Origin of the sequence: Mycobacterium sp. E2238 (genome assembly GCF_001672665.1) — a bacterium.
In the GTDB taxonomy this organism is placed as follows: Bacteria; Actinomycetota; Actinomycetes; order Mycobacteriales; family Mycobacteriaceae; genus Mycobacterium.
This window is the reverse complement of sequence record NZ_LZKF01000211.1, coordinates 15,229-38,270: the sequence shown is the minus strand read 5'-3', so window position 1 is coordinate 38,270 and position 23,042 is coordinate 15,229. Positions and strand designations below refer to the sequence as shown.

18 protein-coding genes are annotated in these 23,042 nt (G+C 68.4%); 8 read left to right on the top strand and 10 right to left on the bottom strand.

From position 1 onward, the window contains the following. Positions 1-2,925, bottom strand: a 2,925-nt coding sequence (locus tag A5711_RS19565; protein WP_067949415.1) for a TM0106 family RecB-like putative nuclease, incomplete at its 3' end; no start/stop codon positions are given. 40 nt (positions 2,926-2,965) lie between these two features. Continuing rightward, positions 2,966-3,565: an LppP/LprE family lipoprotein gene (locus A5711_RS19560; RefSeq protein ID WP_067949413.1), complete on the bottom strand. Its 600-nt coding sequence runs from the start codon at positions 3,563-3,565 to the stop codon at positions 2,966-2,968. 97 nt (positions 3,566-3,662) lie between these two features. On the opposite strand from A5711_RS19560, the gene A5711_RS19555 reads away from it, so the two are divergent. Together A5711_RS19555 and A5711_RS19550 are read left to right on the top strand one after the other, a co-directional pair. Continuing rightward, positions 3,663-5,363: a DEAD/DEAH box helicase gene (locus tag A5711_RS19555; RefSeq protein ID WP_067949411.1), complete on the top strand. Its 1,701-nt coding sequence runs from the start codon at positions 3,663-3,665 to the stop codon at positions 5,361-5,363. Continuing rightward, positions 5,360-6,508, top strand: a complete 1,149-nt coding sequence (locus tag A5711_RS19550) for an acyltransferase (protein WP_067949409.1) — start codon at positions 5,360-5,362, stop codon at positions 6,506-6,508. The genes A5711_RS19555 and A5711_RS19550 overlap by 4 nt, the downstream gene beginning before the upstream one ends. A 15-nt stretch (positions 6,509-6,523) precedes the next feature. Here A5711_RS19550 and A5711_RS19545 read toward each other — a convergent pair whose 3' ends face one another. The 3 genes from A5711_RS19545 to A5711_RS19535 all read right to left on the bottom strand — a co-directional run bounded on the left by A5711_RS19545 (position 6,524) and on the right by A5711_RS19535 (position 9,868). Further along, entirely contained in the window at positions 6,524-7,105 is a 582-nt protein-coding gene (locus A5711_RS19545; RefSeq protein WP_156673335.1) for a TetR/AcrR family transcriptional regulator, read from the bottom strand. Beyond that, a complete protein-coding gene (locus A5711_RS19540) occupies positions 7,102-8,343 on the bottom strand; it encodes a cytochrome P450 (RefSeq protein ID WP_197520830.1) in 1,242 nt (413 codons plus the stop codon). The genes A5711_RS19545 and A5711_RS19540 overlap by 4 nt, the downstream gene beginning before the upstream one ends. Before the next feature lie 157 nt (positions 8,344-8,500). Continuing rightward, positions 8,501-9,868 (bottom strand): FAD-binding oxidoreductase, encoded by a 1,368-nt coding sequence (locus A5711_RS19535; protein ID WP_067949396.1) that lies wholly within the window; start codon positions 9,866-9,868, stop codon positions 8,501-8,503. A 65-nt stretch (positions 9,869-9,933) separates the two neighbouring features. Between A5711_RS19535 and A5711_RS27330 the strand changes: the two genes are divergently transcribed. Next, positions 9,934-10,530, top strand: a complete 597-nt coding sequence (locus tag A5711_RS27330) for an SHOCT domain-containing protein (protein ID WP_067949394.1) — start codon at positions 9,934-9,936, stop codon at positions 10,528-10,530. 4 nt (positions 10,531-10,534) lie between these two features. Here the strand turns inward: A5711_RS27330 and A5711_RS19525 are convergent, their stop codons facing one another. Beyond that, on the bottom strand, positions 10,535-11,782 hold the full coding sequence (locus A5711_RS19525; protein ID WP_067949391.1) for an MFS transporter: 1,248 nt from the start codon (positions 11,780-11,782) through the stop codon (positions 10,535-10,537). 84 nt (positions 11,783-11,866) lie between these two features. On the opposite strand from A5711_RS19525, the gene A5711_RS19520 reads away from it, so the two are divergent. Genes A5711_RS19520 through A5711_RS19510 form a run of 3 tightly spaced genes read left to right on the top strand, consistent with a single transcriptional unit; the run spans position 11,867 to position 14,882 of the window. Further along, positions 11,867-12,694, top strand: a complete 828-nt coding sequence (locus tag A5711_RS19520; protein ID WP_067949421.1) for a uracil-DNA glycosylase — start codon at positions 11,867-11,869, stop codon at positions 12,692-12,694. Then, positions 12,691-13,809 carry an FAD-binding protein gene (locus A5711_RS19515; protein ID WP_067949389.1) on the top strand — a complete coding sequence of 373 codons (1,119 nt, stop codon included), beginning with the start codon at positions 12,691-12,693 and terminating at the stop codon, positions 13,807-13,809. The genes A5711_RS19520 and A5711_RS19515 overlap by 4 nt, the downstream gene beginning before the upstream one ends. Positions 13,810-13,850: 41 nt before the next feature. Beyond that, the gene (locus A5711_RS19510; protein WP_067949387.1) at positions 13,851-14,882 is read left to right on the top strand and encodes an LLM class flavin-dependent oxidoreductase; all 1,032 of its coding nucleotides are present in this window, start codon (positions 13,851-13,853) and stop codon (positions 14,880-14,882) included. A 26-nt stretch (positions 14,883-14,908) separates the two neighbouring features. Here the strand turns inward: A5711_RS19510 and A5711_RS19505 are convergent, their stop codons facing one another. The 3 genes from A5711_RS19505 to A5711_RS19495 all read right to left on the bottom strand — a co-directional run bounded on the left by A5711_RS19505 (position 14,909) and on the right by A5711_RS19495 (position 19,779). Then, positions 14,909-18,802, bottom strand: coding sequence for a bifunctional diguanylate cyclase/phosphodiesterase (locus A5711_RS19505; RefSeq protein WP_082953440.1), 3,894 nt, complete (start codon positions 18,800-18,802; stop codon positions 14,909-14,911). A gap of 91 nt (positions 18,803-18,893) precedes the next feature. Further along, a complete protein-coding gene (locus tag A5711_RS19500; protein ID WP_067949385.1) occupies positions 18,894-19,340 on the bottom strand; it encodes a nitroreductase family deazaflavin-dependent oxidoreductase in 447 nt (148 codons plus the stop codon). Between the two features lie 10 nt (positions 19,341-19,350). Beyond that, entirely contained in the window at positions 19,351-19,779 is a 429-nt protein-coding gene (locus A5711_RS19495; RefSeq protein ID WP_067949382.1) for an HIT family protein, read from the bottom strand. Between the two features lie 47 nt (positions 19,780-19,826). On the opposite strand from A5711_RS19495, the gene A5711_RS19490 reads away from it, so the two are divergent. Next, on the top strand, positions 19,827-21,218 hold the full coding sequence (locus tag A5711_RS19490) for an amidase (protein ID WP_082953439.1): 1,392 nt from the start codon (positions 19,827-19,829) through the stop codon (positions 21,216-21,218). Here A5711_RS19490 and A5711_RS19485 read toward each other — a convergent pair. Then, entirely contained in the window at positions 21,213-21,710 is a 498-nt protein-coding gene (locus tag A5711_RS19485; RefSeq protein ID WP_067949378.1) for a DNA-deoxyinosine glycosylase, read from the bottom strand. The two genes, A5711_RS19490 and A5711_RS19485, sit on opposite strands and share 6 nt — an antisense overlap. Positions 21,711-21,796: 86 nt before the next feature. Here A5711_RS19485 and A5711_RS19480 point away from each other — a divergent pair, with 86 nt between their 5' ends. Beyond that, the gene (locus A5711_RS19480; protein WP_067949376.1) at positions 21,797-22,924 is read left to right on the top strand and encodes an adenylate/guanylate cyclase domain-containing protein; all 1,128 of its coding nucleotides are present in this window, start codon (positions 21,797-21,799) and stop codon (positions 22,922-22,924) included. The last annotated feature ends 118 nt before the right edge of the window (positions 22,925-23,042 follow it).

Here is a 23,042-nt window from a genome sequence, read left to right as displayed (position 1 = left end):
GTATCCGGCAAGGCGCCGGGCGGCGGTGCACTCGTGGGAATGCAGCCTGCCCTCGTAGGACAGAGCCGACACCGCGGCGCACACCGCCGGGTGCATCCGGTACGAGAGGTCCAGGAAATATCCTCGTTCGTCGGGCAGCGTGCGCTGGCCGTCCACCAGCCAGTCGAGGGCGGACGTGTCGACCGGGTCGGGATGCGTTCCCTGGCTCACCTGCGGCAGCTGCTGGGGGTCGCCGAGCAGCAACAGGTTGGCGGCGGCCGGCGCCACGGCGATGGTGTTGGCCAGACAGAATTGGCCCGCCTCGTCGATCACCAGCAGGTCCAGGCTGTCGCGCGGGACCCGATTGGCGTTGGCGAAATCCCATGCGGTTCCGCCGACTACGCAGCCCGCGGTGTCGGCGATGAAACTGGCGTAGGCGCCGCCGTCGATCTCCTGCCAGCGCGGGGCGCTGTGGTCGTTGCGCTTCTTCGCCGCCCGTGCCGGCTCCAGCCCGGCGTCGATGACACAGTCCAGCAGGTTCTCGACCGCGGCATGCGATTGCGCCACCACGCCGACGCGCCAACCATGCTCGGTGACCAGGCGCTGGATCACGCGGGCGGCGGTATGCGTTTTGCCGGTGCCCGGCGGTCCATGCACCGCCAGGTACGACGAGTCCAAATCCATTACCGCGGTAGCGATGTCGGCTACCGTGTCGCCGCAACGCGGCAGCGCGGTCCCGCCGCGTGTGCGGGGCGCGCGGCGCAGCAGAATGTCAACGACGGCGTTGCGGGGTAGCTGCGGCAAGCCGGCCGCGACCGCGGCGGCCGTCGCCTCGATCGACTCGCGCAGTGCGGTCGTCGGAATCGGCGGGCCCGGGGTGAGCGCGAACGGGAGTTGGTGGAATGGCTTGCCGTCGTTGCCTACTCGCTCGACGATGGTTACCTCGGCGGGCAGCGCCGGATCATCGGCCGCGACGACCGTCGCGCGTGCGGCCGCGCGCCGCTCGGGATCGTCGGACATCCCCGGTGGCGCCGGCGGGTTGTAGAGCGCGAAGACGTCGGTCATCAGCTCCCCGCGCGCCAGTTCGCCGTGCAACCGCACCCGTCGCTGCGGCTTGCGCGCGCGGGGCGGCGTGTTCCAGTCGACGCTGACCGACGCGCGCTCGGCGACGAAGACGTCGGTGTTGTCCGCCCACTCCTCGACGGGGAAGTTCAGCCGGTCAAAGTGTGCCCACCAGAACGGCTTGTCCTCGCGCCGGTGGTAGCCGCGCGCCGCGGCCAACAGTGCCACCGCCGTCTGTTCGGGCGTGCGCTCACCGACGGCGGCGTCACCGGTGAACGCCGACAAGGTCGTCGCCAACTGGTCACGGTCCTCGACGGTGTTGCCGTCCCGGACGGGCTGGGCGCCGACCGGTACGACGCCGGATTCGTAGGCGCGCAACATCAGCCAGTTACGCAGCTCCTGGGTCGAGCGGCAGTCGTAGTGGTTGTAATCCTCGATCTCCTTGAGCACCGAGGCGGCCTCGTCGCGGCGGCCGTCGGCCTGCAGTTCGCAGTACCTGGCGTAAGAGGTGATCGAACCGGTGGCCGTGGTGACGTCGCCGGCCCGCAGCTGCGCTCCCATGTAGAGCGGTTCCAGCGCCTTCAGGCTGAACGACTCCGCACCCACGCGAATGCTCTTGCGCACCAACGGATAAAGGTCTACGAGCGTTCCGCTGCGCAGCAGTTCGTCAACCTGGTCCTCGCCCACCCCGTAGCGGCCGGCGAGCCGCAGCAGCGCGGTCTTCTCGTACGGCGCGTAGTGGTAGATGTGCATGTGCGGACGGCGCTTGCGGCGCTTGGCCACCATCGCCAGGAAATCGGTCAGGGCCTTGCGCTCGTCAACCCGGTTGTGCGCCCACAGCGGGCGGAACGCGCCGGCCGGTCCCGCTTCCAGGACGCCGAACAGGTATTCCAGACCCCACTCCCGCCCGTCGACGGTCCACAGCGGGTCGCCCTCGAAGTCGAAGAACAGGTCGCCCGGGTCCGGTTCGGGTAGCAGCGTCAGCGGCTGCGGGTCGACGATCTCGAACAGCGGCGCGCCGGTTTCGCGTTGCCGGACTTGAAGTTTCGCCTGGGCAGTCAGTTTGCCGATGGCACCGGACGACAGTTCCGGCAGCGAGCCGGTGTGCCGGGCGAGATCGGAGACCGTCGTGATTCCGGCGTCGATCAACTTGTCCCGCTGGCCCAGTCGCATGCCGGCGACCAGTAGCAGATCGTCGGTGGCCCGCAATTGCTCGGTGCACAACGGGCAACGCAAACAGGCGCCCACGCCCTCGTCGTCCCAGCGAACCGCGGCGCCCTTGGCATGGTGCTCGTCGAGAAGCCGCTGCAATCGGGCGCGCTCGGAGCGGTAGACAGGAACGAGGTCGCGGACGCGGTAACGCGCCGCCGTCCCGTCGCCCAGGTGCAGCTCGGCCTCGGGAGCCACCGGCACACCCGAGGCGGCCAGCGCGTCGGCGTACGCGGCCAGCTGCAGCAGCGCGGTGACGTTGGCCGAACGGGCCAGCTTGGTGTCGATCACTCGGTAGTGCTCGCCGTCTCGGACCAAGAAGTCGGCGAAACCGAGGAAGCGGCCGTCGAACATGGCGGCCTGGTAGACCGCGGGCGCGCCGCCGGCGATGGCGCGCCGGGTCGCCTCGGCGGCCGCCGCGAGGCCGGCGAGCGTGTAGGCCGGGCGGCCGATGACCGCGACGTTATCGCCGAACTGGTCGCGCAGCCGGTCCAATTCGCGTCGCTCGTGTTCGTTCCCGAGGACGGCGGTCCGCGCGAGCAGGTCATCCTCGACGGTGGCCGCGGGTCCCCGGCCCAGCTTCGCGTCGAAATCCCGCAATAGCGCGTACTCGCAGCGGGCCGCGGCGGCCAGGTCCGACGCGCTGTACACGATGCTGTCGCCGGTGACGAACACAGCAGCAACTGTAGGTGAGGGGACCGACGGAACGGCGGGGTCAGTGACCCGGTGCGTTACCGATCAGCTCGACGCCGTTGCCGTTCCAGTGGAACCGCACATCGGTGTTCAACCCGTTGATGCCGCTGGGGTAGGTCAGCGCCACCGTGTCGCCGGTGGTCTGCGACGCGTCGACGCCGTTGAACCCGTAGGTGTCGGGAACCCCCTGCGGGATGAACTGCCCGAGGTGGAACAGCACCGCTCGGGTGGTGGGGTTGACGGCGTTGGTGTTGGCCTTGATGATCACGGCCGACAGCTGGGCGCACTGGTTGTAGTTGCCGGCCAGGGGCTCCGGGTTCCAGCCTTGCTGGCTGCGCGGGTCGCGCGGGAGCTCGGAGACCACCTTCGCGATCGTGGGGGAGGCGAGGTTGACCGCGCACGGGTCCGCCGGCGCCGCGCTGCTGCCGGGCGGCGCGGCGGCGCCGGAGGGCTGAGCCGGGGCGGTGATGGACGGGGTGTCCGTAGTCGTCGTGGCCTGCGGCGTCTTGGCGACCGTGGAGTCTCCCGAACCACAGCCGGTCAACGTCATGGCGATCAACGCGAGAGCGGCCGAGCCGGTCAGTGGCTCGGTACGGCGGGGTATCGACCACACATCGCGCACCGTACCGTCATCCCGCGCGCCGGTGTGACAGGCATGGCCGGGCCCGGCGCAGCTGTGCTCATGATCACGGGGCCACGACCACTAGACTCCTTGGACGATGACCCTCCCGGACACCTCGCCTGAGGCTGCCTCTCCGACGTTTGCCGACCTGCAGATCCACCCCTCGGTGCTGCGGGCGATCGCCGACGTCGGCTACGAGTCACCCACGGGCATCCAAGCGGCGACGATTCCGGCGCTGATGGAGGGCTCGGACGTGGTCGGTCTCGCCCAGACCGGCACCGGCAAGACCGCGGCATTCGCGATCCCGATCCTGTCCAAGATCGACGCCACCAGCAAGGCGACTCAGGCGCTCGTGCTGGCGCCCACCCGGGAGCTGGCCCTGCAGGTGGCCGAGGCGTTCAGCCGGTATGGGGCCCACCTGCCGAAGATCAACGTGCTGCCGATCTACGGCGGTTCCTCCTACACGGTTCAGCTGGCCGGGCTGCGGCGCGGCGCCCAGGTGGTGGTCGGTACTCCCGGCCGGGTGATCGACCATCTCGAACGCGGGACGCTGGACCTCTCGCACGTCGACTACCTGGTGCTCGACGAGGCCGACGAGATGCTCACCATGGGCTTCGCCGAGGACGTCGAACGCATCCTGGCCGACACCCCCGAGTACAAACAGGTCGCTCTGTTCTCGGCGACCATGCCGGCGGCGATCCGCAAGCTCACCACCAAGTACCTGCACGATCCGCTCGAAGTCACCACCAAAGCGAAAACGGCTACCGCGGAGAACATTTCACAGCGCTACATCCAGGTCGCCGGTCCGCGCAAGATGGACGCGCTGACCCGGGTGCTGGAAGTCGAGCCGTTCGAGGCGATGATCGTCTTCGTGCGCACCAAGCAGGCGACCGAGGAAGTCGCGGAAAAGCTAAGGGCCCGAGGCTTTTCGGCGGCGGCCATCAACGGCGACATCCCCCAGGGGCAGCGGGAGCGGACCGTCGCCGCGCTGAAAGACGGCGGAATCGACATCCTGGTCGCCACCGACGTGGCCGCGCGGGGGCTGGACGTGGAGCGGATATCGCACGTCCTCAACTACGACATCCCGCACGACACCGAGTCCTACGTGCACCGCATCGGACGCACCGGGCGGGCCGGGCGCTCGGGGACGGCGCTGCTGTTCGTCTCCCCGCGGGAGCGCCACCTGCTCAAGGCGATCGAAAAGGCAACGCGCCAAACGCTCACCGAGTCCGAGCTGCCCACCGTCGAGGACGTCAACGCCCAGCGGGTGGCGAAGTTCGCCGATTCCATCACCACCGCGCTGGGCCGTCCGGGAATCGAGCTGTTCCGCAAGCTGGTCGAGGACTACGAACGTGAGCACGACGTCCCGTTGGCCGACATAGCCGCTGCCCTGGCGCTGCAGTCCCGCGACGGCGAAGAGTTCTTGATGTCGCCCGAGCCGCCGCGCGAGCGGCGCGAGCGGCACACCGAACATCGCGAGCGTCCCGAAAAGCCAAGGCAAACAAAGCCCTTCACCACCTACCGCATCGCGGTGGGCAAGCGGCACAAGATCGGCCCCGGCTCGATTGTCGGCGCCATCGCCAACGAGGGCGGCCTGCATCGAAGCGATTTCGGCCACATCGCGATCGGCCCGGACTTCTCGCTGGTGGAGTTGCCGGCCAAGCTGCCCAAGTCGACGCTGAAAAAACTTGAGCACACCCGCATTTCGGGCGTGCTGATCAACCTTCAGCCGGATCGGTCGGCGAACAAGCCCCGCAGCCGGGACGGCGGAAAGCCGCGCAGGAAACACACCGGATGACCCTGTCCGAAGAAGAATCCGAAGAAGACGCCCAGGGCGGACTTGAGCAGACCGCCCACGTCGACCGGGTCGCCTCCCTCACCGGAATCCGTGCCGTCGCCGCGCTTCTCGTCGTCGGCACCCACGCGGCCTATACCACCGGCAAGTACACCCACGGCTATTGGGGCCTGGTCGGCTCCCGGCTGGAGATCGGCGTACCGATCTTCTTCGTGCTGTCCGGCTTCCTGCTGTTCCGGCCGTGGTTGAAATCAGCCGCTACCGGCGCGCCGCCACCGTCGCTGAGTCGCTATGCACGGAACCGGGTTCGGCGCATCATGCCGGCCTACGTCGTCACCGTGCTGTTCGCCTACGTGCTGTACCACTTCCGCGAGGCGGGACCCAACCCCGGACACACTTGGCTCGGCCTGGTGCGCAACCTGACGCTGACGCAGATCTACTGCAACGGCTACCTGGGGAAGTACCTCCATCAGGGCCTGACGCAGATGTGGAGCCTCGCGGTGGAAGCGTCCTTCTACGTGCTACTCCCGCTGCTGGCATACCTGCTGTTGGTGCTCGTCTGCCGGCGGCGGTGGCAGCCGAGGTTACTGCTGTTCGCGCTGTCCGCGCTGACGCTGATCAGCCCGGCCTGGCTGGTTCTCGTACACACCGATCACTGGTTCCCCGACGGCGCGCGGCTGTGGCTGCCCACCTACCTGGCCTGGTTCCTCGCCGGGATGCTGCTGGCCGTGCTGCAGGCGATGGGCGTGCGCGGCTACGCGTTCGTGGCCATACCGCTGGCCGTCGTCTGCTACTTCATCGTGTCCACTCCCATCGCCGGCGCTCCCACCACGTCGCCGGCGACGCTGAGCGAGGCCCTGTTCAAGACCTGTTTCTACGCCGTGATCGCCGCGCTCGCGGTGGCGCCGCTGGCCCTGGGGGACCACGGTTGGTATTGGCGGCTGCTGGCGACGCGGCCGATGGTGTGGCTGGGGGAGATCTCCTACGAAATCTTCCTCATCCACCTGATCACCATGGAATTCGCCATGGTCTACGTCGTCCGCGCCCACGTGTACACGGGTTCGATGCTCGGCCTCTTCGTCGCGACGATGATGCTGACCATCCCCTTGGCCTGGCTGCTGCACCGCTTCACGCGCGTGCGGGCTTGAGCGGTTGGGCGGCGCCTAACCCCGGGCGGATACCGGCGTGACAATCGGGACGACGAATTCTTCGATCATCGCCCGCTCGTCGGCGTCGTCTCGACCGGGGAACTGCAGCAGCGAGGTGATCACTCGCACCATCCATCGCGCCCGGCGCTCGACGACGGCGGGGTCTTCGGGCCCGAGCGAGCCGATGAACGCGGCGGCCAGGGCGGTGATGACCTCGGACTGCCCGGCGACCTCGGCGCCGATCGGTGGCCGGGTGATGGCGAACCATGAGGCCAACGCCGGATTGCCGCGAACCATCCGCAGCGTGGCGGTGATGCTCGCGACCAGTCGTTCCCGGGGATCGTCGATGCCGCCGATCTCCTCCTTGATCGCACGGCTGAGCCGGCGGGTCTCGCGATGCACGTAGGCGGTTTTCAACGCCTCGCGGTTCTCGAAGTACCGGTACAGTGTCGCCCGGGAACAGCCTGCGGCCCTGGCGATTTCGTTCATGCCGATCGAGTCCTGGTCCCGCTCGGTGTAGAGCTGCTCGGCCGCGTCGAGGATCCGGTCGGCGGCCGCCTCGGTACGGTGCGCCCCCAGCCAGTCGTTCGCCATCAGGACCCCGTCCGGATCGGCACGGAGAGCGGGCGCCGCACATAACTGCCGCCCGACCAGACGATCGCGGACTCATCGACCTCGAAATCCGGGCAACGGCTGAGCAGTTCGGTCAGGGCGACCCGCGACTGCATCCGTGCCGCCGCCGCGCCCAGGCAATGGTGTGCGCCGTGGCTGAAGGTCATGATGTTGCGCGGGCAGCGGGTGACGTCAAGCTCACCGGCGTTCGGGCCATATTGGCGCTCATCTCGATTGGCCGACCCGTACAGCAGCATCACCTTGCGGCCGGCGGGGATGGTGGTGTCGCCGATCGTCACGTCGCGGGTGGTGGTGCGGGCCAGCCCCTGCACCGGCGAGGTCAGTCGCAGCAATTCCTCGACGGCGTCGGGGATCAGCCCCAGGTCATCGACGACAAGCCGCCGCTGATCCGGGCGCTCATGTAGCAAAGGCATTGAGCCACCGAGCATTCCGGTGACAGTGTCGTTGCCGCCGGTGACCATCGTGAACGTGAAGGCCAACACCGACAGGGTCCCGGCGATGTCGCCGTCGGCCCCTACCCCCGCGGCGACCAGGTGCGAGATGGTGTCGTCCTCCGGCTCGGTCCGGCGCCGCTCGATCAACTCGGTGAAGTAGGCCATCATCGACCCGACGGCACCGCCGACCGTCTCCAGCGCCGCGCCGATCCCTCCGTCCGCCGTATTTCCCGCAACAATGGCCTCGGTCCAGCCATCGAACTGAACCCTATCCTCTTCGGGCACACCGAGGTAATGCGCGACCACCATCGACGGCAGCGGTTTGAACAGCTCGGTGACGATGTCGCCGCCGCCGTTCGCGCGCAGCCGCTCGATGCGCTCGACGACGAACTCGCGCACCTTGGGTTCCACCGCCTCCACCTGTCGCGGCGTGAAGCCGCGCGACACCAGTTTCCGGAACTCGGTGTGCACCGGCGGATCCTGCATCACAAACGGTGGATTGTCTTGCAGCCCAATCATGTCCAGGTCGCCGTAGTTGACGGTCAGTCCCTGCGCGGAGGAGAACGTCTCGTGGTCGCGGGCGGCGGCCCACACGTCCGCGTGCCGGGACAGCACGTAGTAGTCGTGCTCGGGCCGTCTGGCCGGGACGACGTGGTGCACCGGATCGTGGTCGCGAAGCGCGCGGTACATCGGCCAGGGTTCCGCCCAGGTGTCGGCGGTGGCCAGCTCGAACTTGACCGGCGCATTGTGAGACATAACCGGAGTCATGTCTCATTCGTACGACACACAGGCCAGAATGTCAATGCGGTCGTGGCCGAGTGTGCGGCCAGCCGCACGCTGAACACCGCGTGTGCGGCCAGTCGCACACTGAACACCGCGTGCGCGGCCAGCCGCACACGCGGACGGCATGCGGCGGAGCAAAGCCCTAGATCCCCGCGCCCGGGTTGAGGATGCCCTGCGGGTCCAGGGCCTGCTTGATCCGCCGGTTCAGGTCCATCACCTCGGGCCCGAGATAGCCGGCCAGCCACGGGCGCTTCAACCGGCCGACGCCGTGCTCGCCGGTGATCGTCCCACCGAGCCCGACGGCCAGGTCGATGATCTCGCCGAAGGCGAGGTGAGCCCGCTCGGTCATCGCGGCGTCCGCGGGGTCGTACACGATCAACGGGTGAGTGTTGCCGTCACCGGCGTGGGCGATCACCGAGATGGTCAGGTCACGCTCGGCGGCGATGCGGGCGATGCCGGTGACCAGTCTGCCCAGCGCCGGCAGCGGGACGCCGACGTCCTCGAGCAGTAGCGATCCCTTCGCCTCGACCGCGGGGATGCAGAACCGGCGGGCGGCGACGAACGCTTCGCCCTCGTCGGGGTCGTCGGTCGAAAACACTTCCGTCGCACCGTTTTCGGTGAACACCGCGGCTATTACCTCGGCGTCCTCACTGCCCGCCCCGCCGCGCTCGTCGGACGCGGCAACCAGCATCGCGGCCGCGCCCCTGTCCAGATCCATGCGCAAGGTGTCCTCGACGGCGTTGATGGCCACCGAGTCCATGAACTCCAGCATCGACGGGCGCAACCGCGCGGTGACCCCGAGCACCGCATCGACCGCCGCCTCGACCGTGGCGAAGGCGGCCACCACGATGCTGGACGCGTTCTGCTTGGGCACCAGTCGCAGTGTGACCTCGGTGACGACGCCCAGGGTGCCTTCGCTGCCGACGAAAAGCTTCGTCAGGGACAGCCCGGCGACGTCCTTGAGTCGGGGGCCGCCGAGCCGGACCGCCGTGCCGTCGGCCAGCACCACCTGCATGCCCAGCACGTAGTCGGTGGTGACGCCGTATTTGACGCAACACAGGCCACCGGCGTTGGTGGCGATGTTGCCGCCGATGCTGCAGATCTCGAACGACGACGGATCCGGGGGATACCACAGGCCGTGCTCGGCGGCGGCCGTCTTGACCTCGGCATTGAACAGCCCGGGCTGGCACACCGCGGTGCGGGTGACCGGGTCGACCGTGATGTCGCGCATCTTCTCCGTCGACAGGACGATCCCGTTGTCCAGCGCTGTCGCCCCGCCGGACAGGCCGCTGCCGGCGCCCCGGGTCACCACCGGCACCCGGTGGGCGCTGGCCCAGCGCAGCACGGTCTGCACGTGTTCGGTGCACCGCGGCCGGACCACGGCCAACGGTTTGCCGGCCGACGGGTCGAAGGCGCGGTCCTGGCGGTAACCCTCGGTCACGGTCGGGTCGGTGACGACTATGCCGTCGGGCAGGCCGGCGATGAGCTCGGCCAGGACATCAGCGGTCACGGACCGATCCTACGGGCCCTTCGGCGCTGTACAGTTGAGCGATTCTGGCGAAAGGTGGGTCAGAGATGTTCGGACGGCGAGATCTCAGCAAAGTCGGTATCCGCGCGTTTGCGGACGTCCTCGCCGCCGAGCAGTCGGCGATCGCCGTCACGATCGGCAACCCGAACCTGGTCAACAACACCGAAGTTCGCTGGAAGCTGCTGCTGCGGGTCACGCCGGACACCGAACCGCCGTTCGAGGCCAGCCTCACCGCGCTGCTACCTCAACTCAGCCCACCGCGTCCGGGCATGAGGGTGCCGGTGCTCTACGACCCCAAGGACCACAGCCGCGTCCAACTGGACCATCAGCCGGCCGAGACGGCCGATGTCGCAATCGACGCCGTGACCTCGGCCCGTCCCGACCTCGCGGGCGCTCAGGTCATGGGTATGCCGATGGCCGACGTCATCCGCCAGGCCATTGCCGATCCGACCGCATTCCGGGACGAGATGATGCGGCGCGGAGCCGAGATGCAGCAGCAGGCGCTCAACGCCATGCAGGCGCCACAGGCCCAACCGGGTGCGGACCCGGTCGAGCGGCTCGAGAGGCTGGCCGCGCTGAAAGACCGGGGGCTGCTCACCGATGAGGAATTCGAGCAGCAAAAGCGCAAGATCCTCGCCGACTGACGTATCACAACGGCGTTTGCGCCTCGGACTCCGGCGCCCGGTCCAACTCCCGCAGCGACGGCAGCCGCAAGGCCGACAAGCCGATCAGCAGAATCGGCACCGCCAGCGCCAGGAAGGTGACCTTCAACCCGGCGGTGTCGGCGAGCGGACCGGCCACCAGCAGGCCCAAGGGCCCGGCGGCATAGGTCAGCCCCGCCATCACGCCGACCACCCTGCCGCGCAGATGGTGCGGCGCCCGGGTCTGCATGACGTAGTTGTAGATGGGCTGGATCGGCCCATAGACCAGGCCGGTCACCGCGCAGAGCAGCAGAATCACCGGCAGCGGCGGCAGGAATGCGATGCCCGCCGTCGCCGCGCCGAAGGTCAGGGTGGCCGTCAGCACGGCCGTACGCCGCCGGGTGTATTTCGAGAGCGCCGCATAACCCAGGGCGCCCGCCACACCGCCGACCGCGAGCGCCATCAGCGCCCAACCCAGCTCCGCGGGCTGGTGCTGTTCGGCGAAATACTTTGGGAACAGCACACTTTCCATAGGCAGGTACAACGCGGTGACGGCCAGGTCGATCAGGCCGAGCGTCCGGAGCACCCGCAGACTCCAGACGAACCGCAGGCCTTCGACGATGCCGGAGACCAACCCGTCGGGGCGGGTCGCGTGGTGGGGCTTGCCGGTACCGTCGAGCCGCAGCGCACCAATAGCCAACAGCGACAAGCCGAAACAACCCGCCGTGACCCACATGGTGTTGACGCCGCCGACCGCTGCGATCATCAGGCCGCCAATGCCGGGGCCCACCATGAAACCGAGGTTGAGGATCGCCTCGTAGAGGCTGTTGGTGCGATCCAGCGACCACCCCGCGCGGGCGGCGGCTTCGGGCAGCATCGACTGGCGCGCGGTAATCCCGGCCGGGTCGAAGGCGGCCGCGCAGAAGGCGACCCCGGCCAGCTCGGCGACGTTGAGCGCCTCGGCGCCGAACAGCCAGGCGGTCACGGGGACGGCGCTCACCGCCACGCCGGAGAGCGAATCGGAAACGAGCGAGATCCGGCGGCGCCCGAAAAAGTCGACCGCGGTGCCGGCGACCAGGGTGGACAGCACCAGTGGCAGCGTCATGGCCGCGGCCACGATCGACGCGTCGCGCGCGCGATCATGATGCTGCAAGGCCAGCCACGGAAACGCGATCACCGAGATGCCGGTACCGGCCGTCGCCATCAGCGTGGCGGACAGGATCAGAAACGCCGGGCCGCGGCTCGTATGGCTCATGAGATGTCCCGGGGAGAACTTAGCCGCCGATTTGCGGCGCGACCACTGAATATTCGGGGCGTTCGGCCGCCGCCTACCGGTTCACTGCAGGATGTTCATGTGCTCGTCCACCCTCGTACCGGCCAGGCGTTCGATTCTCCAGTGGTTCCCGGCACCGGATGGCCGGGTGATCCGGCGACCCCGCAGACCACCGTGGCCGCCGATGCCGCACAGGTCGCCGCGCTCGCTCCGCACGCCGCGTCGATCCCCGAGCTAGACGCCCTGATCAGCGTCTGCCGCGCCTGCCCGCGGCTGGTGGAATGGCGCGAAGACGTGGCCGTCCTCAAGCGCCGCGCCTTCGCCGACCAGCCGTATTGGGGCCGGCCCGTTCCGGGCTGGGGGTCGGAGCGACCGCGGCTGTTGATCGTCGGGTTGGCGCCCGCCGCGCACGGGGCCAACCGGACAGGACGCATGTTCACCGGCGACCGGTCCGGCGATCAGCTTTACGCGGCGTTGCACCGGGCCGGGCTGGTGAACCAACCGACCAGCGTGGATGCCGCGGATGGATTGCGGGCCAACGGGGTTCGCATCGCGGCGCCGGTGCGGTGCGCGCCTCCGGCCAATGCGCCGACGCCGGCGGAGCGCGACACCTGCTGGCCCTGGCTGGAGGCCGAATGGCGGCTGGTGTCCGATCATGTGCGCACGATCGTGGCGTTGGGCGGCTTCGCCTGGCAAATCGCGCTGCGCCTGCCGGGCGCGTCCGCCATGCGCAAACCGCGGTTCGGCCACGGTGTGGTAGCGCAATTCGCCCCTGGTGTGCGGTTACTCGGTTGCTACCACCCAAGCCAGCAAAACATGTTTACCGGTAGGTTGACACCAGCAATGCTCGACGACGTTTTCCGAGACGCGAAAAGGCTGGCAGGGATCAAGTGACTGACGTTCTGATTTCCGGCGCGAGCGTGGCCGGTGCAACGGCGGCTTATTGGCTTGGACGGCACGGCTATTCGGTCACCGTGGTGGAGCGGCACTCCGGGCCGCGGCCGGGCGGTCAGGCGATCGACGTGCGCGGGCCGGCGCTGGGAGTGCTGGAACGCATGGGGCTGCTGGCCGCCGCCCAAAAACGGAAGACGCAAATTCGCGGCGCTTCCGTCGTCGACCGCGACGGCAACGAGCTCTCCCGAGACACGGAGTCCACGCCCACCGGCGGGCCCATCGACAGTCCCGATATCGAGCTCTTGCGTGACGACCTCGTCGAATTGTTGTACGGCGCAAGCCAATGGACGGCCGAATACATCTTCGATGACACCATCACCGGCTTGGACGACGACGGCGCGGCCGTCAACGTGACCTTCGAACGTGCTCCCGGCCGCAGCTTCGACCTGGTCATCGGGGCGGACGGACTGCACTCGAACGTGCGCCGACTGGTGTTCGGCCCCGAGGAGCAATTCATCGAGCGGCTGGGCACTTACGCGGCGATCTTCACCGTGCCCAATTTCCTCGGTTTGGACTATTGGCAGACCTGGCATTACGGGGATTCGACGATGGCCGGGGTCTACAGCGCCCGCAACAACAGCGAGGCCCGCGCCATGCTGGGTTTCATGGACACCGACCTGCGCATCGACTACCGCGATACCGAGGCGCAGTTCGCCGAGCTGGAGCGGCGGATGGCCGACGACGGGTGGGTGCGTCCGCAACTGCTGGAGTACATGCGCGGCGCACCGGATTTCTACTTCGACGAGATGTCCCAGATCAAGATGGATCGCTGGTCGACGGGCCGGGTGGCGCTGGTGGGCGATGCCGGGTATTGCTGTTCGCCGTTGTCGGGCCAGGGAACCAGCGTCGCTCTCCTGGGCGGCTACATCCTGGCCGGCGAACTCGCCGCCGCGGGTGACGATTACGAACTCGGCTTCGCCAACTACCACAAAGAGTTCAGTGACTACGTCAAGCGGAACCAATGGCTGGTCGTCGACAACATCCCGGGTGGGGCACCGATCCCGCAGGAGGTCTTCGACCGCATCGTCAGCTCGATCACGCTCAAGGACTACTGACCGCCGGGAACGTTCGCGGGCCCGAAGGCGTTGACGCGAACGTGCGTCTTTCCGTTCTTGATCTCGTCCCGGTGCGCACCGACCAGACGACCAGCGATGCGCTCGCCGCGACCGTGCAGCTGGCACAGGCCGCGGACCGCCTGGGTTTCACGCGCTACTGGGTCGCCGAGCACCACAACATGCCGTCCGTCGGCGCCACCAGCCCGCCGGTCCTGATCGCCTATCTGGCCGCGCAGACCACGCAGCTGCGGCTGGGGTCCGGCGGTGTGATGCTGCCCAATCACGCGCCGCTGGCGGTGGCCGAGCAGTTCGCCCTGCTGGAAGCCGCCGCCCCGGGCCGCATCGACCTGGGCATCGGCCGCGCGCCCGGGTCCGACCCGGTGACCGCCTACGCGCTGCGCGGCGGCCGCGGCGAAGAAGACATCGAGAACTTTCCGGAGTATCTCGACGACGTGGCGGCGCTGATGAGCGCGCGCGGCGTGGTGGTGCCGCTGCGCTCGGGGGACTATCGCCTCAAGGCGACCCCCGCGGCGGCCGGTGAGCCCCGCCTCTGGCTGCTGGGCTCGTCGATGTACTCGGCACACCTGGCCGCCGCCAAGGGGCTGCCGTACGTCTTCGCGCATCACTTCTCCGGCACCGGAACCGAAGAGGCGCTCGAGCTCTATCGATCCCGATTCAAGCCGAGCACCCTAACGCCCGAGCCGGTGACGTTTCTGACGGTGAACGCCGCCGTGGCCGAAACGCGGGAAGAGGCAACGGCATTGATGATGCCCAACCTGCAGATCATGGCCAAGCTTCGCACCGGAGAGCCCCTCGGCCCGGTGCCCCTGGTCGAGGAAGCCCAAGGCGCCGAGCTGACGCCGCAGCAGCAGCACATCGTTGCGAGCGGGCTGCAACGAGCGGTCCTCGGTACACCCGCCGAGGCCGCCGACCAGTTGCGGGCGCTTGCGCAACGGTTCGACGTCGACGAGGTGATGGTGCATCCGGTCGCCTCGGCGCGCCGCGGCACCGACCCGGCCACCGCGCCGGCACGGGTGCTGACCCTGGAATTGCTGGCCAAGGAGTTGTTCTAACCGGTCAGTCCGTCACAGCCGAACGCTTAAGATTCGACGCCCGCGATCGCGCCCCTGCTCGTGATCCAGCGTTGCAGTTCGTCCGGCGGCAACGGCTCGCTGTGCACGAACCCCTGGGTGATGGTGCAGCCGTAACCGCGCAGCGCACTCAGCGTCTCCTCGTCTTCGACCCCCTCGGCGACAAGGTCGGCGCCCAGGTTCTGCGCCAAGTCCACGGTGGACTGCACGATGGCCACCGACCGCGGGTCGTGGGCCAGCCGCGCCACGAATCGCCTGTCGAGTTTCAGCTCGTCGACCGAGACATCCTGCAGGCGCGCCAGCGACGACCATCCGGTGCCGTAATCATCCAGCGAGATGCGAACGCCGAGCAGCTGCAGGGCGGCGACGGTGTTACGGGAGCGCTCCGAGTCGACGAGCGCGCTCTCGGTGATCTCGACGATCAGCGCGTCGGGCGGTAGGCCGTGGACCCGAAGCAGCCGCTCGATGGTGACGGCGAGGTCGAGGTCGAGCAGGTTCGTCGTGGACAGGTTCACCGCAACGGTCAGCGGAATGCCGTCGTCGCGCCAGGACCGGATCTGCTCGAGCGTGAGGTTGATGGTGCGATTGGCGACCGTGCGCATCAGACCGGCGCGCTCCGCGGCCGGAAGGAATTCCTCCGGCAGCAGCAACCCGCGGGTGGGATGCTGCCAGCGCAGCAGCGCCTCGACGCTGTGAACGCTCCCGTCGCCGGCATTCACCTTGGGCTGGTAGTGCACCGTCAACTGGTCGCCATCGATCACCGCGGCCCGCAGCTCCCCGACGAGGTTGGGGTCGTGGTCCCGGTCGATCTCGAAGGCGGACTCGTACACCGCGATCCTGCTGAGGGCGGACCTGGCGTGCGGGATCGCCGCCTCGGCGCGGTTCAACAGCTCTTGCGGATGGTCGCAATGGTCGGGGTAGAGCGCGATGGCGATGGACGCATCGATCTGCACGCTGATGGCATCGAGTTCGAATGGGATGCTGACGCCTTCGAGCAACCGGCCCGCTTGGGCGCGTGCGGCGACGAGATCCGATCCCTCGCCGAGCAGGATGGCGAATTCCTCGTCGCTCACGCGCGCGAGCAGATCATCGCGGCGAACGCTGTGCGCCAGTCGGTTTGCGATGTGCCACACCAGCTCGTCGCCGAAGTGGCGACCGACGGAGTCGTTGATCTCCCGCAGCTTGTGGAGATTCAGCAGGAGCAGCGCACGATTCGACGACGTCCTGACGGATGACGCGGAAGCCGACAGCTCGGTCAGCGCCGTCGCCAGTGATCGCCGATTGGGCAGGGCGGTCAATTCGTCTGTCATGGCCTGCTGGTGGCTTTCGGCCAGCATGCTGATGTCCCGGAAGGTCACCGAGAATCGGGCGGCGACCGCGACGAGGCTCAGTGCGGCGAGCGTCGACGCGAGCCGCGAATCGTGCCCAAGGATGGCGACGCCCAGCGCTATGACGGTGCAGGTCACCGGAACCGCGTAGGAGGCGAGTCCGCGCCGCGGCGTCGGGGCCGCCGACGACCCACGCGCCCAGCTGGCCATCGCCACCAGCAGCGAGGAAGCCGGCCAGAGCGCGTCTAGGGTGGTGCCGACCCGGTATGAGCCGTCCGACGTTTGAATGAGGTAGGCGGTGTCGGCGACCGCGAAGCCAACCAGCCCGACCACCAGGAAACCCCAGCGAAACTCGCTGCGCCAACCGAGGATTGGCAGCATGCCGACTGCCAGCGCCAGCAGTACCAGATCGCCCCACGGATAGATCAGGCCCACCAGCACGGTCGCGGGCGCTTTTGCGGCGGCGGCATGCATGGGCCCGGCCCGCAGCGCCGCGGCCAGTGCGGCGACGGCCAACGCGCACACCAGGGAATCAACGCGGATGGGCATCGGCACCCGCTTCAGGCGCGATCGCATCAGCAGCAGAATCCCGGCATAGACGAACGGATAGAACGCCAGGTATTCGGGATCGGCAACCGAGGGTGACTTGGCGTTCGGGACCCACACGGCATAGACGACGTCACCGAGCGCCGACAATGCCATGCCGGCCGCGATCAAAGACCACGCAAGGCGATCGGCCTTGAGGCGGTATGCGCGAACGGCGATCAACCCGGCCGCCAGCAGGTTCAACGCCGAGTAGAGGGATTTGGCGAAGAAGACGCTGTGGCCGGCATTCGGGTAGATGACACTGGTCGCGGTGAAGGCGATCACGCCAATCATCAAGAGGCCCAGGGCAATCCGGATCGCCATCGGGGGCCACCGGATGCCGTCGATACCTTCCTGGGGTTGCACCGGTCTCGACGCCCCCACGTCGGCGGCGCGCCTGAGCATCGGTGCGGCACTCGGCTCAGCGACCTCCGCTGCCGCCGGGGCGGGCCCTGCTAGTTGCGCGGTCGAGAACGAGAGGGACAGATCCGGCACGAAGCTGCGAACGCATTGGCCGCCTTCGCGTTTGGCGGTGTACATGGCCAGGTCGGCGTGCCTGAGGAGCTGCTCGACGCTGCAGTCCGGCGAGGCGGTGGCCACCGTGTAACCGACGCTCGGCCGGACCGGTATAGGAACGCCGTCGACGACAATCGGGGCGTTGAACGCCTCGAGAACTCGACTCGCCGCCGCCTGTGATTCCTCGATTGACCCCTCGATTAGCACGGCGAACTCGTCACCACCAAGGCGAGCCGTGACGCACTTGTCATCCAAGGCGGCGGTGAGCCGCCCGGCGACCCGGATCAGCAATTCGTCACCGGCGGGGTGGCCGAGGGCGTCGTTGACGGATTTGAAGTTGTCGAGATCGAGGCACAACACCGCAATGGGCGTAATTTCGCAGCATTGCCGGGCGACGGCCTGCTCGAGCCGATCGAGGAAGTAAGCGCGATTGGCCAGGCCCGTCAGGCTGTCACGGAACGCTTCCCGCGCAACCTCGGACAACAACCTCTGGTTTTCCATCAGCATGACGAACTGCCGGACGAGCACCGCGGCCACCAGGATTCCGAGCGCGATCAGCAGGGGTCCGTGCGCCATCAACCTGACCGCGCGGGTCAGCCCGACTGCGGCGGCCACCAGCAGCGGCAGGTACGGCAGCCATAGCCGGGTGCGCGACCGTATTTCGTCGTCACGCGTCCCCGGCGCGGGCGCCTCATAGACGCTCGACAGCGCGGCGAGCGCGATCATGGCGAGCCCACCCACTCTGCCGAGGTCCACGAGATCGCTGACCTGGTAGCTGCCGATCCCGCTCTTGAACACCATCGTGATGTCGGCGATGCTGATGGTCGTCACGCCCCCGGCCAGCAGATTGCGGCTCGGCGGGTCGCCGCGACGAACCCGGGACAGCATCAGGATCGAGGTCGTCAGCAGGAGAACGTCGTTGAAGACTTCGGCGATCGTCGTCGCCTGCGAACCGCTGTCCTCGCGCAGTTGCTTCTCGAGGACGAAGACCCACGACACCACGAACAGCGACGTCGCCACGATGAGGCCGTCGAGCACCAGTCGCCGCGGGCTCTGCCGCGAGAAGCGCGACAACAGCACCAACGATGCGTAGGCGCCGAACGGCCATAGCAACAGCACGATCTCCGCGGCCGCGGGATGGGTGGCGTGGGCCAGTTTCGGACGCACGTCGTATACGGCCCAGATGACCTCGCCCGCCGCCCAGCCCAGCTGGGCCGTCATCATTGCCAGCCATCCGGCCCGGTGCCGGCCGGCCGCCGACCGGGCGGCGTAGCCCGCACACCCCGCCCCGAACAGCAGGCAGACCGCCAGGGCGATTTCGTCGACGGGCCGGGTTGCGTAGGCGCCCTCCCAGCCGCCGATCGAGGACGCCACCACCAGCGCGGCGGCCACACCGTATGCACCGGCGAAGAGCCAGCAGAGCCGCGGGGGCAGCCTGAATCGCCGCCAGGGGTTTCCCGCCCACGGTCTCATACCCGCTCCAGCCGATCCCGCGCCGTTTGATGAACCATCGAGGCGTTCACCGCGCGCTAGTGGAGAATAAACCTCCGCGTCGGCATCAGGGTCAACGTCGCGTGAGTACCACGACGGGAATCGGCCGCGAGGTCTTCTGCTGGTAGGCCGTGTACCGGTCGCCGTTGTTCTTGTTGACGATCTGCCACAGCCGGGGGTAGTCGGGGTCGTCCGGCAGCACCGCGCGGGCGGTCACCGCCAAACGCTTTGGCCCGACGTTGATTTCCACATCCGGATGCTTGCGCAGGTTGTGATACCAGCCGGGTGCGCGCGGGTCGCCGCCCTTGGAAGCGACGATCAGGTAGTCGTCGCCGTCGCGGGCATAGGTGAGCGCCGCTGTTCGCGCCTGGCCCGTCTTCGCGCCCACGGTATGGAGTAGCAGGCTGGGTATCAGCAGCATGCGATGACCGATCCAGCCGTTCGTCCGGCGATAAACGGTGTCGTGTACGCGCAGAACCTGAGGCAGCAACCGCTGCTCGACCCAGGACGGAAGTGCCATCCGCCCAGTATTACTGGCTGGCGTCAATGCGGGCCAGGGCCGAGCGCAAGATTTGCGCGGTGGCGTCCCGGTCGGGATCGCGCCGCAGCAGCATGCCCTTGGCGACCGACAACTTGTCGCCGTTGCGCCGGGGCAGCACGTGCAGGTGGATGTGGAACACCGTCTGAAAGGCGGCGCTGCCGTCGTTGATCGCGATGTTGGTCGCGTCGGCCAACTCCGTCGCGCGGGCGGCGCGGGCGATCCGTTGGCCGATGGTGACCATCCCCGCCAGCGTCTCCGGCGGCGTGTCGGTGAGATCCACGCTGTGCCCCTTGGGGATCACCAGGGTGTGGCCGCGGGTGAATGGGCGGATGTCGAGGATCGCCAGGTAGTCGTCGTCTTCATAGATCCGGATGGCGGGGGCCTCCCCGGCGACGATCGCACAGAACACGCAGGACATGTCGCCCACGGTACTGGCCGGTCCGGTGCGGGGGATACGCTGCCGCAGTGGACGCTCGCGACGTGGCCTTTGCCGGCGCGGCCGCTCAGGTGAGAATGCTGGCCGACGGCGAACTGACCGCGCCCGAGCTGCTCGAAATCTATCTGGAACGGATCGCGCGGCTGGACAGCCAGTTGCGCTGCTATCGCGTGGTGCTCGCGGACAGCGCGCGCTACGAGGCCGCCGTCGCGCAGGACCGCCTCGACGCCGGCGAGCGGCTCCCGCTCCTCGGGGTGCCGATCGCGATCAAAGACGATGTCGACGTCGCCGGCGAGGTGACGACCTACGGCAGCGGCGGACATCGCCCCGCCGCGACCTCCGACGCGGAGGTGGTGCGGCGGTTACGCGCCGCGGGCGCCGTCATCCTCGGCAAAACCAATGTGCCCGAGCTGATGATGTTCCCCTACACCGAATCGTTGACGTTCGGTGCGACCCGCAACCCCTGGAATCCCCGGCGCACTCCGGGCGGCAGCAGTGGCGGTAGTGCCGCCGCGGTGGCCGCCGGGCTCGCTCCGCTGGCGCTGGGGTCCGACGGTGGCGGGTCGATTCGCATCCCGGCGATCTGGTGCGGCCTGTTCGGTGTCAAACCTCAACGGGATCGGGTGTCGTTGGAGCCGCACGACGATGCGTGGCACGGGTTGAGTGTCAACGGCCCGCTCGCCCGGTCGGTGCTGGACGCGGCGCTGTTCCTCGATGCGACCTCGACCGTTCCGGGACCCGAGGGGGAGTTCGCGGCCGCGGCGACCCGTCACCCCGGCAAGCTGCGAATTGCCTTGAGCACCAAGTCGCCAACCCCGCTGCCCGTCAGGATCGGCAAGCAACAGCTCACGGCGGTCGAACAGGCCGGCGCGTTGCTGCGCGACCTGGGTCATGACGTGATCACCGCCGACCCCGACTATCCGCCGTCGGCCATCATGACCAATTACCTGCCGCGCTATCTGCGCGGTATCAGTGACGACGCCGATTCACTGGCTCACCCCGAACGCCTCGAAGCGCGCACCCGCAACCTGGCGCGCGCCGGCTCGTTTTTCTCGGATCGCCGGATGACCGCCCTTCGCGACGCGGAGCCGGCGGCAGCCGCCCGGATCCAGGCGATCTTCGACGACGTCGATGTCGTCGTCACGCCCGGCAACGCGACGGGCCCCTCCCGCATCGGCGCCTACCAGCGCCGCGGTGCGGTGTGGACGCTGCTGGCGGTGGCGCAGCGGGTGCCCTACCAGCAGGTCTGGAACTTGACCGGACAGCCCGCCGCGGCCGTGCCGTGGGACTTCGACGGTGACGGCCTGCCGATCGCCGTGCAGCTGGTGGGCCGGCCGTACGACGAAGCGACGCTGTTGTCGCTGGCCGCGCAAATCGAATCCGCCAGGCCGTGGGCACACCGGCAACCGCCGGTGTCATAGCTCCGCTGAGATCTCGCGCCACGCGGCCAGCTTGGCGTCCGGCCGGACGGCGTGGGCCGGGCTCGTCGACGGCAGCCGCCGGTACTCGACCCGCTCGTCGACCTCGGCGAGCCTGCGATACAGCTCCGCGGCCTTGGCGCCGTTGAAGTAAACCCGCGCGATCGTCGGGTACCGCGCGAACAGTTCACCGAAGTCGTTGACCACCAAGCTTTTCGGCTCGATTGCCGCATCCGCGCTGCCGGCGCGACGGCATGTGCGCAACGCGTCCCAGAGGGCCACACCCGCCGATTGCAGCGCGGCCAGCCGTGTTTCGTACGGCGCGGCCGCGTCGAACCCGAACAGCTCGCCCATGATCGGCCAGAACGCATTGCGTGGATTGCCGTAGTACTGACCGAGCGCCAGCGATTGCGCACTCGGAAACGACCCCAGGATCAGCACAATCGCGTGCTCATCGACGATCGGCGGGAACCCCCGCAGCAGTGGCGTACTCATCGCTTCCCATCATGGCTCGCGATCGGCGGCGTCCCCTAGCGCCGACCCGCTTCGCCCGGCTTTGCCGAGCTCGCGATCGGCGCGCGTTGTACGTTGGCGAAGTGGACGAGGACCTGCTCGACGGACTCGAGGGCAGCGCACGCGCCGAACGGGCGGAATTGGTGGAGTGGCTACTCGAGCAGGGCATCACCCCCGAGGAGATCAGGACGACCAACCCGCCACTGCTACTGGCGACCCGCCACCTCATCGGAGACGACGGCACCTACGTGTCGACCCGAGAGATCAGCCAGGCGCACGGCATCGACCTTGGGCTGTTGCAACAGGTGCAGCGCGCCATCGGTCTCGCCAGAGTCGACGACCCCGATGCCGTCATCCACATGCGCGCCGACGGTGAGGCCGCCGCCTACGCCCAGCGTTTCGTCGAGTTGGGCCTGGATCCCGAGCAAGTGGTGCTGGTCGTCCGGGTGCTCACCGAAGGCCTGTCACGCGCCGCCGAGGTCATGCGCTACACCGCGCTCTCGGCGATCATGCGGCCCGGGGCCACCGAGCTGGAAATCGCCAAGGCGTCAAAGGCATTGGTCAGCAAAATCGCGCCCGAACTCGGTCCGATGCTTCAGCACATGATGTTCATGCAGCTGCGCCACATGATGGAGACCGAGGCGGTCAACGCCGCCGAGCGCGCCGCCGGCCAGCCGCTGCCGGGAGCGCGTCAGATCACGGTGGCCTTCGCCGACCTCGTCGGCTTCACCCGGATCGGCGAAGCGGTATCGGCGGAGGAGCTGGGTCACCTGGCCAACCGGCTGGCGGTCCTCGCCCGAGACATCACCGTCCCGCCCGTCCGGTTCATCAAGACGATCGGCGACGCCGTCATGTTCGTCTGCCCCGACCCGCTGCCGATGCTCGACGTCGTGGTGAAGCTCGTGGACACCATCGACACCGACGCCGACTTCCCGCGGCTGCGAGCGGGCGTGGCCTCTGGCATGGCGGTGAGCCGGGCCGGCGACTGGTTCGGCAGCCCGGTCAACGTCGCGAGCCGGGTCACCAGTGTGGCGCGCCCGGGCACGGTGCTGGCGGCTGACTCGGTCTGGGAGGCGATCGGCGAGACCGGAATATTCGACGGGTCGTTCGCCGGCGCCCGCCGCCTCAAGGGCATCAAGAACGAGGTCAAGCTCTTCCGGATCCGCCGCGGAGACGGGTCTGGCGGCAGCGACTGACTGGGAGACCTGCGGACATGGGCAGGCCCGGACGACTCTAGGGGGCGTTGGGCTCCGTCATGCGCGGGTCCTACGCGGCCGGTTTTCTACCCTGACATCCGGCGCTTGGGAATTGGTC

Bases quoted from the DNA above. Each gene is read 5' to 3' on its own strand.
- A5711_RS19540 (WP_197520830.1), bottom strand. From the start codon at position 8,343: ATGACTCCGGTTATGTCTCACAATGCGCCGGTCAAGTTCGAGCTGGCC.
- A5711_RS19525 (WP_067949391.1), bottom strand. From the start codon at position 11,782: ATGAGCCATACGAGCCGCGGCCCGGCGTTTCTGATCCTGTCCGCCACG.
- A5711_RS19495 (WP_067949382.1), bottom strand. From the start codon at position 19,779: ATGTCCTGCGTGTTCTGTGCGATCGTCGCCGGGGAGGCCCCCGCCATC.
- A5711_RS19485 (WP_067949378.1), bottom strand. From the start codon at position 21,710: ATGAGTACGCCACTGCTGCGGGGGTTCCCGCCGATCGTCGATGAGCAC.
- A5711_RS19550 (WP_067949409.1), top strand. From the start codon at position 5,360: ATGACCCTGTCCGAAGAAGAATCCGAAGAAGACGCCCAGGGCGGACTT.
- A5711_RS19555 (WP_067949411.1), top strand. From the start codon at position 3,663: ATGACCCTCCCGGACACCTCGCCTGAGGCTGCCTCTCCGACGTTTGCC.
- A5711_RS19500 (WP_067949385.1), bottom strand. From the start codon at position 19,340: ATGGCACTTCCGTCCTGGGTCGAGCAGCGGTTGCTGCCTCAGGTTCTG.
- A5711_RS19505 (WP_082953440.1), bottom strand. From the start codon at position 18,802: ATGAGACCGTGGGCGGGAAACCCCTGGCGGCGATTCAGGCTGCCCCCG.
- A5711_RS27330 (WP_067949394.1), top strand. From the start codon at position 9,934: ATGTTCGGACGGCGAGATCTCAGCAAAGTCGGTATCCGCGCGTTTGCG.